The following is a 14,931-nucleotide window of genomic DNA, read 5'->3' on the forward strand; positions in this document are numbered from 1 at the left end:
TATAAGGTGGCGGCAGGTTGGCTCTATTCAAGGGGTTGGGTAAAGGTCGCGGGGGGCAAATGTGATTGCGGGTTTCGTTTTTGTCGATGCTGTGGTATAAAATGCGCCGCTTTCCGGGGATACCCCGCAAAGCTTAAATCCACACACGTGTCGACACGATGACCTGGGTGCCGGAGGCCTTGAAGCCGCTGGTTGGTCATTGGGATACGTGGAGGCCAAACCCGACTTATTAAGGAACTATCATGTCCCAAGTCAACATGCGCGATATGCTGAAGGCCGGTGTGCACTTCGGTCACCAGACCCGTTACTGGAACCCGAAAATGGGTAAGTACATTTTCGGCGCGCGTAACAAGATCCACATTATCAACCTTGAAAAAACCCTGCCAATGTTCAACGAAGCGCTGACTTTCGTAGAGCGCCTGGCCCAGGGCAAAAACAAGATCCTGTTCGTCGGCACCAAGCGTTCCGCTGGCAAGATCGTTGCTGAAGAAGCAGCACGTTGCGGTTCGCCGTACGTCGATCACCGCTGGTTGGGCGGCATGCTGACCAACTTCAAAACCATCCGTGCTTCCATCAAGCGTCTGCGTGACCTTGAAGTGCAAGCCGAAGACGGTACTTTCGCCAAGCTGACCAAGAAAGAAGCGCTGATGCGCACTCGTGACCTGGAAAAGCTCGATCGTTCCCTGGGTGGTATCAAGGACATGGGCGGTCTGCCTGACGCACTGTTCGTTATCGACGTTGATCACGAGCGCATCGCGATCACCGAAGCCAACAAGCTGGGCATCCCGGTTATCGGCGTAGTCGATACCAACAGCAGCCCGGAAGGCGTTGACTACATCATCCCAGGCAACGATGACGCAATCCGCGCTATCCAGCTGTACATGGGTTCGATGGCTGACGCTGTAATCCGTGGCCGCAACCACGTTGCTGGTGGTACCGAGCAGTTCGTTGAAGAAGCTCCGGTAGCTGCCGCTGAGTAACTGACGCCCTGGCGTTGACTCAGTAAGCAAAAAGGGGGCTTGGCCCCCTTTTTGCCACCTCGAAAACCATTTGTCGGCAGCGCAGCTACATTATTTGTAACGTGCAGCGGCCTACAACGGAGATTCGGGAAGAATTGATCGCCCGTTTGATCGGGTGGAATGGTTGAAAACCTATCCAAGAGGATTTTGAAATGGCAGAGATTACTGCAGCGTTGGTTAAAGAACTGCGTGAGCGTACCGGCGAAGGCATGATGGATTGCAAAAAGGCCTTGACCAAGGCTGGCGGCGACATCGAAAAAGCCATTGATGACATGCGTGCTTCCGGCGCCATCAAGGCTGCCAAGAAAGCAGGCAACGTCGCTGCTGAAGGCGCCATCGCCCTGAAGGAAGACGGTAAATCCGCCGTTCTGCTGGAAGTGAACTCGCAGACCGACTTCCTGGCCCTGCAGGATGACTTCAAGGCATTCGTTGCTGCCAGCGTTGAGAAAGCCTTCGCTGACAAGCTGACCACCGTTGAGCCTCTGATCGAAGCTCAAGAAGCTGATCGCCTGGTACTGGTCGGCAAGGTTGGCGAAAACGTCAACATCCGTCGCCTGGTTCGCGTTGAAGGTGATGTTGTTGGTGGCTACCTGCACGGCAACAAAATCGGTGTAGCGGTTGTTCTGAAAGGCGGCGATGTTGAGCTGGCCAAAGACATCGCCATGCACGTTGCTGCAAGCAACCCTGAGTTCCTGCTGCCTTCGGAAGTGTCTGCCGACGCAATCGAACGTGAAAAAGCTGTGTTCCTGAGCCTCAACGCCGACAAGATCGCCGGCAAGCCAGAGAACATCGTTGAAAACATGATCAAAGGCCGTATCAGCAAGTTCCTGGCTGAAGCAAGCCTGGTTGAGCAGGCGTTCGTCAAGAACCCTGAAATCAAGGTTGGCGAACTGGCTAAGAAAGCCGGTGCTGAAATCGTTTCCTTCACTTACTTCAAAGTAGGCGAAGGCATCGATAAGCCGGTCGACAACTTCGCTGAAGAAGTTGCTGCCCAGCTGGCTGCCGCCAAGCAATAAGACAGTTCCAGACTGTCGCCGAAAGAGGCTGCCCGCTCACGCGCGCAGCCTCTTTTCAAATGGGAAGGCCAATTTTATTTGGTTTCCTCTCGGAACTGGCTTACAAAGCCGTGTTCCGATGGCGCTGTGATAGCGTCCAGCTAGAGTGAACGCAAGCCGTAAACGGCTCGCCAAGAATTTTTTAAAAAATACGCCGCAGGAGAGATTCGCAATGGCTCAGCAGGGCAGTGGTTATCAGGCTCGCTATAAACGCATTCTACTCAAGCTCAGCGGCGAGGCCCTGATGGGCTCGGAAGAGTTCGGGATCGACCCCAAGGTGCTTGACCGCATGGCGCTGGAAGTCGGCCAACTGGTCGGTATCGGCGTGCAGGTCGGCTTGGTGATTGGCGGTGGCAACCTGTTCCGCGGTGCGGCACTGAGTGCGGCAGGCATGGACCGTGTCACCGGCGATCACATGGGCATGCTGGCCACTGTGATGAATGCCCTGGCCATGCGCGACGCCTTGGAGCGCGCCAACATCTCGGCCATCGTGATGTCGGCTATTTCCATGGTTGGCGTGACCGATCACTATGATCGCCGCAAAGCCATGCGCCACCTGAACGCCAAGGAAGTGGTGATTTTTGCTGCCGGCACTGGTAACCCATTCTTCACCACCGACTCGGCTGCGTGCCTGCGCGCTATCGAAATCGATGCTGACGTGGTGCTGAAGGCGACCAAGGTGGATGGTGTATACACTGCAGACCCATTCAAAGACCCGCATGCCGAGAAGTTCGATCATCTGACCTACGATGAAGTGCTGGATCGCAAGCTGGGTGTGATGGACCTGACGGCTATCTGTCTGTGCCGCGACCACAAGATGCCGTTGCGCGTATTTAACATGAACAAGCCCGGCGCCCTGCTGAACATCGTACACGGCGGCGCAGAAGGGACTCTGATCGAGGAAGGCCAACAATGATCAATGAAATCAAGAAAGACGCCCAGGCGCGTATGCAAAAATCCCTGGAATCCCTGAGCCACGCATTTGGCCAGATCCGTACCGGCAAGGCGCACCCGAGCATCCTGGGCAGCGTGATGGTGCCTTACTACGGCGCTGACACTCCTCTGAGTAGCGTAGCCAACGTCACCGTAAAGGACTCGCGCACCCTGCAAGTCGTGGCCTTCGAGCGCAACATGCTTGCTGCTGTGGACAAAGCGATCCAGAGCGCCGGCCTGAACCTCAACCCGACCAACCTGGGCGAGTTGCTGCTGATCTCCATGCCTGCCCTGACTGAAGAAACCCGTAAAGGCTTCACCAAGCAGGCACGCAGTGCCGCTGAAGATGCGCGCGTTGCCGTGCGCAACATCCGCCGTGATGCATTGGGTGACCTGAAGAAGCTGGTCAAGGACAAGGAAATCAGCGAAGACGAAGAGCGTCGTGCCGTCGCTGATATCGACAAGCTGACCAAGGACGCCGAAGCGCAGATCACCAAGGCGACCGAAGAAAAAGAAAAGGACCTGATGGCCGTATAAGGGGTCAGGACGCCTTCATGGAAAAGACCAAGCAGACTGTGCCCTCCGTGGTGCCGCGCCATGTCGCGATCATCATGGATGGGAATAATCGCTGGGCGAAAAAACGCTTTATGCCGGGTGTTGCCGGGCATAAAGCGGGTGTTGACGCGGTAAGGGCGGTGATTGAGGTGTGCGCTGAGGCCAAGGTCGAAGTGTTGACCTTGTTCGCCTTCTCCAGTGAAAACTGGCAGCGGCCCGCCGATGAAGTCAGCGCCTTGATGGACCTGTTCTTCAAGGCGCTGCGTCGAGAGGCCAAGCGCCTCAATGACAACAACATCAGTCTGCGCATCATTGGTGATCGCTCGCGGTTCCACCCGGAACTGCAAGCCGCCATGCGCGAAGCCGAGGCCATTACCGCAGGCAGTAATCGTTTTGTGCTGCAGATCGCAGCCAACTACGGTGGCCAGTGGGATATCGCCCAGGCAGCGCAGCGGTTGGCCCGCGAAGTGCAGGCCGGTCACCTGCGGCCGGACGACATCACGCCTGAACTGTTGCAAACCTGCCTGGTGACTGGCGACCTGCCGTTGCCGGACTTGTGCATTCGTACCGGTGGCGAGCATCGCATCAGCAATTTCCTGCTGTGGCAGATGGCATACACCGAGTTGTACTTCTCCGACCTGTTCTGGCCGGACTTCAAACACGATGCCATGCGTAATGCGCTGGCTGATTTCGCTTCCCGTCAGCGTCGCTTCGGTAAAACGAGCGAGCAGATCGAAGCTGGAGCCCGGGTTTAAATGTTAAAACAACGAATCATCACGGCGCTGATCCTGCTGCCGATTGCCTTGTGTGGTTTTTTCCTGCTTGAAGGTTCCGGCTTTGCGCTGTTTATCGGCCTGGTCGTGACGCTGGGAGCCTGGGAGTGGGCGCGCCTGGCGGGTTTCAGCAACCAATTGCCGCGTATGGCGTATGCGGCAGTGGTCGCAGTTCTGTTGTTCCTGATGTACATCCTGCCTGACATTGCGCCTTGGGTACTGGGTGCGGCAGTGCTGTGGTGGGCGTTGGCGACATTCCTGGTGCTGACTTACCCGCGCACCAGTGGTCAGTGGTCGAGCGTGGCCTGCAAGCTGGTGATTGGCCTGCTGATTCTGCTGCCGGCCTGGCAAGGGTTGGTGGAAATCAAGCGTTATCCCCTCGGTAACGAGTTGATCCTGGCGGTGATGGTGCTGGTGTGGGGCGCAGATATTGGCGCCTACTTCTCCGGCCGTGCCTTCGGCAAGCGCAAGTTGGCTCCGGCCGTCAGCCCCGGCAAAAGCTGGGAAGGCGTATACGGCGGCTTGGGATTGACGCTGCTGATCACGCTGGTAGTCGGTATGGTGCGGGGCTGGTCGGTGAAGGAGATTTTCCTGGCCTTGCTGGGCACGGCTATCGTCGTGTTCATCTCGGTGGTGGGTGACCTCACTGAAAGCATGTTCAAGCGCCAGGCCGGGGTAAAGGACAGCAGTAACCTGCTGCCAGGGCATGGTGGTGTGCTGGATCGTATCGACAGCCTGACTGCCGCGCTGCCGATCTTCGCCGTGCTGCTGTGGATGATCGCTTCGTGAGCCGCCTGCAACAGGTCACCGTACTGGGTGCGACCGGCTCGGTCGGGCTGAGTACCCTGGACGTCATTGCACGTCATCCTGATCGCTATCAGGTTTTCGCCCTGACCGGCTTCACGCGCTTGAGCGAGTTGCTGGCCTTGTGTGTGCGCCATGCGCCGCGCTTTGCCGTAGTGCCCGAGGCCGCGGCAGCCCGGAGTCTGCAGGATGACCTGCGGACTGCCGGGCTGGCCACGCAAGTCCTGGTGGGTGAGGCGGGACTGTGCCAAGTGTCGGCCGATACGCAGGTGGATACCGTTGTGGCGGCGATTGTCGGCGCGGCGGGTTTGCGCCCGACCCTCGCTGCAGTCGATGCCGGCAAGAAGATTCTGCTGGCCAATAAAGAAGCCCTGGTCATGTCCGGCGCCCTCTTTATGCAAGCGGTGCGCAAGAGCGGTGCGGTGCTGTTGCCCCTCGACAGCGAGCACAACGCAATTTTCCAATGCATGCCAGGGGATTTTGCCCGTGGCTTGAGCCAGGTCGGCGTGCGCCGGATTCTGCTGACGGCGTCTGGTGGGCCGTTCCGGCAGACTCCGTTGGCCGAGTTGGAACATGTGTCTCCCGACCAGGCCTGCGCTCATCCGAACTGGTCCATGGGGCGCAAAATCTCCGTGGATTCGGCGAGCATGATGAACAAGGGCCTGGAATTGATTGAGGCGTGCTGGTTGTTCGATGCGCGGCCCGACCAGGTTGAGGTGGTGATTCACCCGCAAAGCGTAATCCACTCCCTGGTCGATTACGTAGACGGTTCGGTGTTGGCGCAGTTGGGTAATCCGGATATGCGTACACCGATCGCCAACGCCCTGGCTTGGCCGCAGCGCATTGATTCCGGCGTTGCGCCATTGGATCTGTTTGCGGTTGCGCGCCTGGACTTCGAAGCGCCGGACGAACAGCGCTTTCCCTGCCTGCGCCTGGCGCGGCAGGCGGCCGAGGCGGGTGGCACCGCGCCGGCGATGCTGAATGCGGCCAATGAAGTGGCTGTGGCGGCGTTTCTCGAACGGCGCATCCGCTTTCCACAGATCGCGAGTATCATCGAAGACGTCCTGGGCCTTGAGTCTGTCGTGGCGGTGAATGACCTGGGGGCCGTGTTCGAGGCGGATACCAAGGCGCGAGCCCTGGCCGGACAATGGCTGGGCCGCAATACGCGTTAGGCTGTGGGTGGGTTCGAGCCTTCAGGCATTGGATTGAAATGCGGAGAAATTAGATGAGTGCGCTCTACATGATTGTCGGCACCCTGGTTGCTCTGGGTGTGCTGGTTACCTTCCACGAATTCGGCCACTTCTGGGTGGCGCGTCGTTGCGGCGTCAAGGTATTGCGCTTTTCCGTCGGTTTCGGCATGCCTTTGTTGCGCTGGCATGATCGTCGTGGCACCGAGTTTGTGATCGCCGCTATCCCGCTGGGTGGCTACGTCAAGATGCTCGATGAGCGCGAAGGCGAAGTACCCGCCGATCAATTGGACCAATCGTTCAATCGTAAGACCGTTCGTCAGCGCATCGCGATTGTTGCAGCGGGCCCGATCGCCAACTTCCTGTTGGCTATAGTGTTCTTCTGGGTGCTGGCCATGATGGGCAGCCAGCAAGTGCGTCCGGTAATCGGTGCGGTCGAGGCGGACAGTATCGCCGCCAAGGCCGGTCTGATCGCTGGGCAGGAAATTGTTTCCATTGATGGCGAGCCAACCACGGGTTGGGGCGCGGTCAATTTGCAGTTGGTGCGTCGCCTGGGTGAAAGCGGCACCGTCAATGTGGTGGTGCGTGACCAGGATTCCAGCGCCGAAACCACGCGGGCATTGGCGCTGGATCATTGGCTCAAGGGGGCCGACGAGCCCGATCCGATCAAATCCCTGGGGATTCGTCCTTGGCGTCCTGCGTTGCCGCCGGTGCTGGCTGAGCTGGATCCGAAAGGCCCGGCCCAGGCAGCTGGCCTGAAAACCGGCGATCGCCTGCTGGCCCTCGATGGCCAGGCGCTGGGTGACTGGCAGCAAGTGGTCGACCTGGTGCGTGTACGGCCTGATACCAAGATTGTGCTGAAAGTTGAGCGCGAGGGTGCTCAAATTGACGTCCCGGTAACCTTGTCGGTTCGGGGAGAAGCCAAGGCAGCCGGGGGTTACCTGGGTGCCGGAGTCAAGGGTGTCGAGTGGCCGCCGTCGATGGTGCGAGAGGTCAGCTTCGGGCCTTTGGCGGCAATTGGCGAGGGCGCGAAACGCACCTGGACCATGAGCGTACTGACCCTCGAATCCCTCAAGAAAATGTTGTTCGGTGAGCTCTCGGTAAAAAACTTGAGTGGACCGATAACCATTGCTAAAGTGGCGGGCGCTTCTGCCCAGTCGGGTGTCGCGGATTTCCTGAATTTCCTGGCTTATCTGAGTATTAGCCTTGGGGTTCTGAATTTGTTGCCCATTCCAGTGTTGGATGGGGGGCATCTGCTGTTTTATCTGGTCGAGTGGGTGCGTGGTCGCCCCTTGTCGGATCGGGTGCAGGGTTGGGGGATACAGATCGGTATCAGTTTGGTGGTCGGGGTGATGTTGTTAGCTCTGGTCAACGATCTGGGACGACTGTAACGCTTCGCTGAATTGCGAATCTGCCGCATTTTGCGGCAGTTTGTTTATTGCCAGTTGGAATAAGAAAGGACTTCATGAAACGTCTGCTGCTAACTGCGGTTCTCACCGTATTGATGATCGCCGAAGTTCACGCCGAGTCCTTCACTATCTCCGATATTCGTGTCAACGGCCTCCAGCGGGTTTCCGCCGGTAGCGTCTTTGGTGCCTTGCCGTTGAACGTCGGGGAACAGGCGGATGATCGTCGCCTGGTGGAATCCACTCGTGCGCTGTTCAAAACCGGGTTCTTTCAAGATATCCAACTGGGTCGCGAAGGTAACGTCCTGGTTATCACGGTCGTCGAGCGACCTTCCGTCGCCAGTATCGCGATCGAGGGTAACAAGGCCATCTCCACTGAAGACCTGATGAAGGGTCTCAAGCAATCCGGCCTGGCCGAGGGCGAGATCTTCCAGCGCGCTACCCTTGAAGGTGTGCGTAACGAACTGCAACGTCAGTACGTTGCCCAGGGCCGCTACTCCGCGACCGTGGAAACCGAAGTGATCCCGCAGCCTCGTAACCGTGTGGGCCTGAAGGTCAATATCAACGAAGGCACCGTGGCGGCCATCCAGCACATCAACGTGGTGGGCAACACCAAGTTCGCTGATGACGACCTGGTCGACCTGTTCGAACTCAAGACCACCAACTGGCTGTCGTTCTTCAAGAACGATGACAAGTACGCCCGTGAAAAACTCTCCGGTGACCTCGAGCGCCTGCGCTCCTACTACCTGGACCGCGGCTACATCAACATGGACATCGCTTCGACCCAAGTGTCCATCACTCCGGACAAGAAGCACGTCTATATCACCGTCAACGTCAACGAAGGCGAGAAGTACAAGGTTCGTGACGTCAAGCTCAGCGGCGACCTGAAAGTCCCAGAAGACCAGGTCAAGTCCCTGCTGCTGGTGCAGAAGGACCAAGTGTTCTCGCGCAAGCTGATGACCACCACCTCCGAGCTGATCACCCGTCGCCTGGGTAACGAAGGCTATACCTTCGCCAACGTCAACGGCGTGCCGACCCCGAATGATGAAGACCACACCGTGGACATCACCTTCGTGGTCGACCCGGGCAAGCGTGCCTACGTCAACCGCATCAACTTCCGTGGCAACACCAAGTCTGCCGATGAAGTGCTGCGTCGTGAAATGCGCCAGATGGAAGGTGGCTGGGCTTCGACCTACCTGATCGACCAGTCCAAGACCCGTCTCGAGCGCCTGGGCTTCTTCAAGGAAGTCAACGTCGAAACCCCGGCCGTACCGGGTGTGGATGACCAGGTTGACGTGAACTACGCCGTTGAAGAGCAAGCCTCGGGTTCGATCACCGCCAGCGTCGGCTTCGCACAGAGTGCCGGCCTGATCCTCGGTGGCTCGATCACCCAGAACAACTTCCTCGGTACCGGTAACAAGGTCTCCATCGGCCTGACCCGCAGCGAATACCAGAGCCGCTATAACTTCGGTTATGTCGACCCCTACTGGACTGCTGACGGTGTGAGCCTGGGCTACAACGCCTTCTACCGCACCACCGACTACAAAGACCTTGACGTTGACGTTGCAAGCTATGCGATCGACAGCTTGGGTGTGGGCGCCAACATTGGTTACCCGATCAGCGAGACCTCGCGCCTGACCTTTGGCATCACCGCGCAACAGGATGAGATCAAGACCGGTGTTTACACCGTGGATGAGATCTTTGACTTCACCCGTCGTGAAGGCGACAAGTTCCTGAACTTCAAGGCGTCTGCCGGCTGGTCCGAGTCGACCCTGAACAAAGGTGTGCTGGCAACCCGTGGTCACTCCCAAAGCCTGACTGCGGAAGTCACCACGCCGGGCAGCGACCTGTCGTTCTTCAAGCTCGACTACCGCGGCCAGCTGTTCCAGCCGTTGAGCGACAACTACACCATGCGCCTGCACACTGAGCTGGGTTATGGCGACGGTTATGGTTCCACTGACGGCTTGCCGTTCTATGAAAACTACTATGCAGGTGGTTTCAACTCGGTACGTGGCTTCAAGGACAGCACCTTGGGTCCGCGTGGTACCCCGAGCCGCGGTGTTGATCAAACCGGTAACGTTGGAACTCGACGTGACGACGACAACGACCCGCTGCCATTCGGTGGTAACGTGCTGATCCAGGGTGGTGCAGAGATCCTGTTCCCGCTGCCATTCGTCAAGGACCAGCGTTCGCTGCGCACCTCGGTCTTCTGGGACGTGGGTAACGTGTTCGACTCCAAGTGTGAGCAAGTCACCAACCCGAACGGTTCGCGGTCCAACACCCAGTGCAACGACGTGAGCCTCAGCAACCTGGCGAGCTCCGTGGGCGTGGGTGTGACCTGGGTGACGGCGCTGGGCCCGTTGAGCTTTGCTCTGGCCATGCCGATCAAGAAACCGGATAACGCTGAAACCCAGATTTTCCAATTCTCCCTCGGCCAGACGTTCTAAGCGTCTGACCTAAGATAACGACAACGGATTCTGTAGGAGTACATCGTGCGTAAGTTGACTCAATTGGTCCTGCTGGCCACTGTGCTGGTAACCACCCCGGCCTTCGCCGAAATGAAAATCGCCGTGCTGAACTATCAGATGGCCCTGCTGGAATCCGACGCGGCCAAGAAGTACGCGGTGGATGCCGAGAAGAAGTTCGGTCCGCAACTGACCAAGCTCAAGACGTTGGAAAGCAGCGCCAAGGGCATCCAGGATCGCCTGGTAGCCGGTGGCGACAAGATGCAGCAAGGCGAGCGCGAGCGTCTGGAGCTTGAATTCAAGCAAAAGGCCCGTGACTACCAGTTTCAGTCCAAGGAGCTGAACGAAGCCAAGGCTGTGGCCGACCGTGAAATGCTCAAGCAGCTCAAGCCCAAGCTCGACAGCGCCGTGGAAGAAGTCATCAAGAAGGGTGCCTTCGACCTGGTGTTCGAGCGCGGCGCCGTGATTGACGTCAAGCCTCAATACGACATCACCCGCCAGGTGATCGAGCGCATGAACCAGCTGAAGTAACCCATGACCGCGACTATCAGGCTCGGCGAGTTGGCCGAGTTCCTGGGAGCCACCTTGCGTGGCTCCCCGGAGAAAGAAATCACTGGGCTAGCCACCTTGCAGGAGGCTGGCCCAGCTCAGTTGAGCTTCCTTGCAAATCCCCAATACCGTAAGTACCTGGTCGATTGCCAGGCCGCAGCCGTGTTGCTGAAGGCCGCTGACGCCGAAGGGTTTATCGGGGACGCGCTGGTGGTGGCCGACCCGTACCTGTCGTACGCCAAGGCGTCACACCTGTTCGATCCAAAGCCCAAGGCGGCCGGCGGTATTCATCCATCGGCCGTGATCGCCCCGGATGCCCAGGTTGACCCTTCGGCCAGCATTGGTGCGTTTGCCGTGATCGAGAGTGGCGCGCGTATCGGTGCAGGCGTGACCGTGGGCGCCCACTGCTTTATCGGTGCGCGCTGTGAAATCGGTGCCGGTGGCTGGCTGGCTCCCCGTGTGACTCTCTACCACGATGTGCGTATTGGTCAGCGTGTGGTCATTCAGTCGGGTGCGGTGATCGGCGGTGAAGGGTTCGGTTTTGCCAACTCCAAGGGTGTCTGGCACAAGATCGCCCAGGTCGGTGGGGTATTGATCGGCGACGATGTAGAGATCGGCGTGAACACCGCTGTTGATCGCGGGGCCCTGGCCGATACCGTGATCGGTAACGGTGTGAAGCTCGATAACCAGATCCAGATCGCCCACAACGTACAGATTGGCGATCACACCGCCATGGCTGCCTGCGTGGGTATCTCCGGCAGCACCAGGATCGGCAAGCATTGCATGCTCGCCGGTGGTGTCGGGCTGGTCGGGCATATCGACATTTGCGACAACGTCTTCATCACCGGTATGACCATGGTGACCCACTCGATTACCGAGCCTGGGGCCTATTCTTCCGGGACCGCCATGCAACCTGCGGCTGAATGGCGCAAGAGTGCGGCGCGGTTGAGGAAGATCGACGATATGGCACGACGCATCAAACAGCTGGAAAAGCGTGTTGGGGACGTGACCCCTGGCGGTAATGCTTCATCAGAAGGCTGATACCATTTCCATATCAAGTGTGCACAGCCGCTAGACTGCTCCCTTGATTTGCTAGCGGGGCGTGCGCTTAGTCCGCCCGCCCCCAATCTTTATTACAGGCTTCCCCCCGAAATGATGGACATCAACGAGATTCGCGAATACCTGCCTCACCGTTACCCGTTCCTGCTGGTGGATCGTGTAGTGGACCTCAACGTCGAGGAAAAGCGCATTCGTGCCTACAAGAATGTCAGCATCAACGAACCATTCTTCAACGGTCACTTTCCTGCGCATCCAATCATGCCGGGTGTGTTGATCATCGAAGCGATGGCCCAGGCTGCCGGTATCCTTGGTTTTAAAATGCTCGACCTCAAGCCTGCCGACGGTACGCTTTACTATTTCGTGGGTTCCGACAAACTGCGTTTTCGCAGCCCGGTCACTCCGGGTGACCAGTTGATCCTGGAAGCCAAGTTCATCAGCTGCAAGCGCCAGATCTGGAAGTTCGAATGCCAGGCCTCGGTAGATGGCAAGCCAGTGTGCTCTGCCGAGATCATCTGTGCGGAACGCAAACTATGAGTTTGATTGACCCTCGCGCAATCATCGATCCGTCGGCCGTACTGGCCGCCGACGTTGAGGTCGGCCCTTGGTCGATCGTCGGCGCAGGTGTGGAAATCGGCGAGGGGACTGTCATCGGGCCGCACGTGATCCTCAAGGGTCCGACCCGCATTGGCAAACACAATCGTATCTACCAGTTTTCCTCGGTAGGCGAAGACACCCCGGACATGAAGTACAAGGGCGAAGAAACACGCCTGGTAATCGGTGACCACAACATCATCCGTGAAGGCGTCACCATTCACCGCGGAACTGTACAGGATCGTGCCGAAACTACCTTGGGTGATCACAACCTGGTCATGGCCTATGCGCATATCGGTCATGACAGCGTGATCGGCAACCATTGCATCCTGGTCAATAACACCGCGTTGGCAGGCCACGTTCACGTTGACGACTGGGCGATCCTGTCCGGATTCACCCTTGTGCATCAGTATTGCCATATCGGCGCCCACAGCTTTTCCGGCATGGGCACTGCCATCGGCAAGGATGTCCCGGCATTCGTTACGGTGTTCGGCAATCCTGCCGAAGCCCGTAGCATGAACTTCGAAGGCATGCGCCGCCGGGGTTTCAGCGAGGATGCGATCCACGCCCTGCGCCGCGCCTACAAGACCGTTTACCGTCAGGGTTTGACGGTTGAGCAGGCCCTGACCGAACTGACCGAGCCGGCTACGCTGTTCCCGGAAGTCGCGGTGTTCCGTGACTCGATCCAGTCGTCGACTCGCGGCATCACCCGCTGATCATGGCGAACCTGCGTATTGCGCTAGTGGCCGGTGAAGCTTCCGGCGATATCCTCGGTGCAGGCCTGATGCGTGCCCTCAAGGCCCAGCATCCCGCGGTAGAATTTATCGGGGTGGGTGGCCCCTTGATGCAGGCCGAAGGTCTTGCTTCCTATTTTCCCATGGAGCGTCTGTCGGTCATGGGCCTGGTGGAGGTATTGGGACGCCTGCGCGAGCTTCTCGCTCGTCGCAAACTGCTGATCAAGACGCTCATTGAAGAAAAGCCCGATGTGTTTATCGGTATCGATGCGCCGGATTTCACCCTCAATATCGAACTCAAGCTGCGTCAGGCCGGAATCAAGACCGTGCACTACGTCAGCCCGTCCGTGTGGGCGTGGCGACAGAAGCGTGTGTTGAAGATTCGCGAAGGCTGCGACTTGATGTTGACCCTGTTGCCATTCGAGGCGCGGTTCTACGAAGAGCAGGGCGTGCCGGTGCGGTTTGTCGGTCATACCCTGGCCGATGCCATCCCTCTGCACGCTGACCGTGCTGCGGCGCGTGCTGAATTGGGCTTGCCTGATGGCCCATTGGTAGCGTTGATGCCGGGCAGTCGTGGCGGTGAAGTCGGGCGCTTGGGTGCGCTGTTTTTTGACGCCGCCGAACGTCTGCAAGCGCAAAAACCGGGCGTTCGTTTTGTATTGCCATGCGCCAGCCCGCAACGTCGCGCGCAGATCGAAACCTTGCTGGAAGGCCGCGACCTGCCGCTGACCCTGCTCGACGGCCAGTCCCACCTGGCCCTTGCAGCCTGCGATGCCGTGCTGATCGCGTCGGGTACTGCCACCCTGGAGGCCTTGCTGTACAAGCGCCCCATGGTCGTGGCCTATCGCTTGGCGCCGCTGACCTTCTGGATCCTCAAGCGCATGGTCAAGAGCCCCTACATCTCCCTGCCCAACCTGCTGGCCCAGCGTCTGCTGGTGCCGGAGTTATTGCAGGACAATGCAACGCCCGAAGCGCTCGCGCAAACTCTACTACCCTTGATCGACGGCGGCGAAGAGCAGACCCGTGGTTTCGACGACATTCACCGCACCCTGCGACGTGATGCCTCGAACCAGGCGGCCGACGCCGTATTGACCTTGATCGGCCAAAAACAGGGAGCTTTATGATCACGCAAATGGGCCTGGATTTCAGCCTGGTTGCCCAAGCCCATGAGCTGGTGGCCGGCGTTGACGAAGTGGGACGCGGTCCGCTGTGCGGCGCAGTCGTCACGGCAGCGGTGATCCTTGATCCGAACCGCCCGATCCTGGGGCTCAACGATTCGAAAAAGCTCACCGAGGCCCGTCGTGAAAAACTCTTCGACGAGATCTGTGATAAAGCCCTGAGCTGGCATATTGCCCGGGCAGAAGTAGAAGAAATCGACGAATTGAACATTTTGCACGCTACCATGCTGGCCATGCAGCGTGCGGTGGAAGGCCTGCATATCACCCCGAAATTGGCGATGATCGACGGTAACCGTTGCCCGAAGCTGGCGATGCGCGCTGAAGCTGTGGTCCAGGGCGATGGCAAGGTTCCGGCCATTGCTGCGGCGTCGATCCTGGCCAAGGTCAGTCGCGACCGCGAAATGGCTGCGTTCGATTTGATCTACCCCGGCTATGGCATGGGCGGTCATAAAGGCTATCCGACGCCCGTTCATCTGGAAGCCCTGGCCCGCCTCGGCCCAACGCCCATCCATCGTCGCTCCTTTGCCCCGGTGCGCCAGGCTTATGAGGCGCGTGAGAGCCTGATCGAGGTTTAGCGGCAAGGCTGATGTTTTTACCAAGGCCCGGTACAATCCGGGCCTTGT

General features: G+C 58.6%; 15 protein-coding genes. All 15 read left to right on the plus strand.

Annotation, left to right across the window (positions count from 1 at the left end):
• Positions 1 to 242: 242 nt before the first annotated feature.
• On the plus strand, positions 243 to 980 hold the full coding sequence (gene rpsB / locus QYQ93_RS07305) for a 30S ribosomal protein S2 (protein WP_003219330.1): 738 nt from the start codon (positions 243 to 245) through the stop codon (positions 978 to 980).
• Positions 981 to 1,171: 191 nt separating this feature from the next.
• The gene (gene tsf / locus QYQ93_RS07310) at positions 1,172 to 2,035 is read left to right on the plus strand and encodes a translation elongation factor Ts (protein WP_043049617.1); all 864 of its coding nucleotides are present in this window, start codon (positions 1,172 to 1,174) and stop codon (positions 2,033 to 2,035) included.
• A 211-nt stretch (positions 2,036 to 2,246) separates the two neighbouring features.
• A complete protein-coding gene (pyrH, locus tag QYQ93_RS07315) occupies positions 2,247 to 2,990 on the plus strand; it encodes a UMP kinase (protein WP_003172271.1) in 744 nt (247 codons plus the stop codon).
• Positions 2,987 to 3,544 carry a ribosome recycling factor gene (gene frr / locus QYQ93_RS07320; protein WP_043049618.1) on the plus strand — a complete coding sequence of 186 codons (558 nt, stop codon included), beginning with the start codon at positions 2,987 to 2,989 and terminating at the stop codon, positions 3,542 to 3,544. The genes pyrH and frr overlap by 4 nt, the downstream gene beginning before the upstream one ends.
• Positions 3,545 to 3,561: 17 nt before the next feature.
• Positions 3,562 to 4,317, plus strand: coding sequence for a polyprenyl diphosphate synthase (gene uppS, locus QYQ93_RS07325; protein ID WP_034118451.1), 756 nt, complete (start codon positions 3,562 to 3,564; stop codon positions 4,315 to 4,317).
• Positions 4,318 to 5,124: a phosphatidate cytidylyltransferase gene (locus QYQ93_RS07330; RefSeq protein WP_043049619.1), complete on the plus strand. Its 807-nt coding sequence runs from the start codon at positions 4,318 to 4,320 to the stop codon at positions 5,122 to 5,124. It abuts the gene before it with no gap.
• Positions 5,121 to 6,311: a 1-deoxy-D-xylulose-5-phosphate reductoisomerase gene (gene ispC / locus QYQ93_RS07335; RefSeq protein ID WP_043049620.1), complete on the plus strand. Its 1,191-nt coding sequence runs from the start codon at positions 5,121 to 5,123 to the stop codon at positions 6,309 to 6,311. The genes QYQ93_RS07330 and ispC overlap by 4 nt, the downstream gene beginning before the upstream one ends.
• 53 nt (positions 6,312 to 6,364) lie before the next feature.
• Positions 6,365 to 7,717 (plus strand): sigma E protease regulator RseP, encoded by a 1,353-nt coding sequence (rseP, locus tag QYQ93_RS07340; protein ID WP_338476624.1) that lies wholly within the window; start codon positions 6,365 to 6,367, stop codon positions 7,715 to 7,717.
• A 74-nt stretch (positions 7,718 to 7,791) separates the two neighbouring features.
• A complete protein-coding gene (gene bamA / locus QYQ93_RS07345; protein WP_043049622.1) occupies positions 7,792 to 10,179 on the plus strand; it encodes an outer membrane protein assembly factor BamA in 2,388 nt (795 codons plus the stop codon).
• 45 nt (positions 10,180 to 10,224) lie between these two features.
• Complete coding sequence (locus QYQ93_RS07350) at positions 10,225 to 10,728, plus strand: OmpH family outer membrane protein (protein ID WP_003172279.1); 504 nt, start codon at positions 10,225 to 10,227, stop codon at positions 10,726 to 10,728.
• A gap of 3 nt (positions 10,729 to 10,731) precedes the next feature.
• Complete coding sequence (gene lpxD, locus QYQ93_RS07355; protein ID WP_043049623.1) at positions 10,732 to 11,787, plus strand: UDP-3-O-(3-hydroxymyristoyl)glucosamine N-acyltransferase; 1,056 nt, start codon at positions 10,732 to 10,734, stop codon at positions 11,785 to 11,787.
• Between the two features lie 111 nt (positions 11,788 to 11,898).
• Positions 11,899 to 12,339: a 3-hydroxyacyl-ACP dehydratase FabZ gene (gene fabZ / locus QYQ93_RS07360; RefSeq protein WP_034118457.1), complete on the plus strand. Its 441-nt coding sequence runs from the start codon at positions 11,899 to 11,901 to the stop codon at positions 12,337 to 12,339.
• Complete coding sequence (gene lpxA, locus QYQ93_RS07365) at positions 12,336 to 13,112, plus strand: acyl-ACP--UDP-N-acetylglucosamine O-acyltransferase (RefSeq protein WP_338476625.1); 777 nt, start codon at positions 12,336 to 12,338, stop codon at positions 13,110 to 13,112. The genes fabZ and lpxA overlap by 4 nt, the downstream gene beginning before the upstream one ends.
• Before the next feature lie 2 nt (positions 13,113 to 13,114).
• Positions 13,115 to 14,254, plus strand: coding sequence for a lipid-A-disaccharide synthase (gene lpxB / locus QYQ93_RS07370; protein ID WP_043049625.1), 1,140 nt, complete (start codon positions 13,115 to 13,117; stop codon positions 14,252 to 14,254).
• Positions 14,251 to 14,883, plus strand: a complete 633-nt coding sequence (rnhB, locus tag QYQ93_RS07375) for a ribonuclease HII (protein ID WP_338476626.1) — start codon at positions 14,251 to 14,253, stop codon at positions 14,881 to 14,883. The genes lpxB and rnhB overlap by 4 nt, the downstream gene beginning before the upstream one ends.
• The last annotated feature ends 48 nt before the right edge of the window (positions 14,884 to 14,931 follow it).

This window comes from Pseudomonas khavaziana, from assembly GCF_036704165.1.
Taxonomy (GTDB): domain Bacteria; phylum Pseudomonadota; class Gammaproteobacteria; order Pseudomonadales; family Pseudomonadaceae; genus Aquipseudomonas; species Aquipseudomonas khavaziana.

What these genes read in the sequence shown, in the direction of transcription:
- rpsB (WP_003219330.1), top strand. Translation starts at nt 243, where the DNA reads ATGTCCCAAGTCAACATGCGCGATATGCTGAAGGCCGGTGTGCACTTC.
- tsf (WP_043049617.1), top strand. Translation starts at nt 1,172, where the DNA reads ATGGCAGAGATTACTGCAGCGTTGGTTAAAGAACTGCGTGAGCGTACC.
- pyrH (WP_003172271.1), top strand. Translation starts at nt 2,247, where the DNA reads ATGGCTCAGCAGGGCAGTGGTTATCAGGCTCGCTATAAACGCATTCTA.
- frr (WP_043049618.1), top strand. Translation starts at nt 2,987, where the DNA reads ATGATCAATGAAATCAAGAAAGACGCCCAGGCGCGTATGCAAAAATCC.
- uppS (WP_034118451.1), top strand. Translation starts at nt 3,562, where the DNA reads ATGGAAAAGACCAAGCAGACTGTGCCCTCCGTGGTGCCGCGCCATGTC.
- QYQ93_RS07330 (WP_043049619.1), top strand. Translation starts at nt 4,318, where the DNA reads ATGTTAAAACAACGAATCATCACGGCGCTGATCCTGCTGCCGATTGCC.
- rseP (WP_338476624.1), top strand. Translation starts at nt 6,365, where the DNA reads ATGAGTGCGCTCTACATGATTGTCGGCACCCTGGTTGCTCTGGGTGTG.
- bamA (WP_043049622.1), top strand. Translation starts at nt 7,792, where the DNA reads ATGAAACGTCTGCTGCTAACTGCGGTTCTCACCGTATTGATGATCGCC.
- lpxD (WP_043049623.1), top strand. Translation starts at nt 10,732, where the DNA reads ATGACCGCGACTATCAGGCTCGGCGAGTTGGCCGAGTTCCTGGGAGCC.
- fabZ (WP_034118457.1), top strand. Translation starts at nt 11,899, where the DNA reads ATGATGGACATCAACGAGATTCGCGAATACCTGCCTCACCGTTACCCG.
- lpxA (WP_338476625.1), top strand. Translation starts at nt 12,336, where the DNA reads ATGAGTTTGATTGACCCTCGCGCAATCATCGATCCGTCGGCCGTACTG.
- lpxB (WP_043049625.1), top strand. Translation starts at nt 13,115, where the DNA reads ATGGCGAACCTGCGTATTGCGCTAGTGGCCGGTGAAGCTTCCGGCGAT.
- rnhB (WP_338476626.1), top strand. Translation starts at nt 14,251, where the DNA reads ATGATCACGCAAATGGGCCTGGATTTCAGCCTGGTTGCCCAAGCCCAT.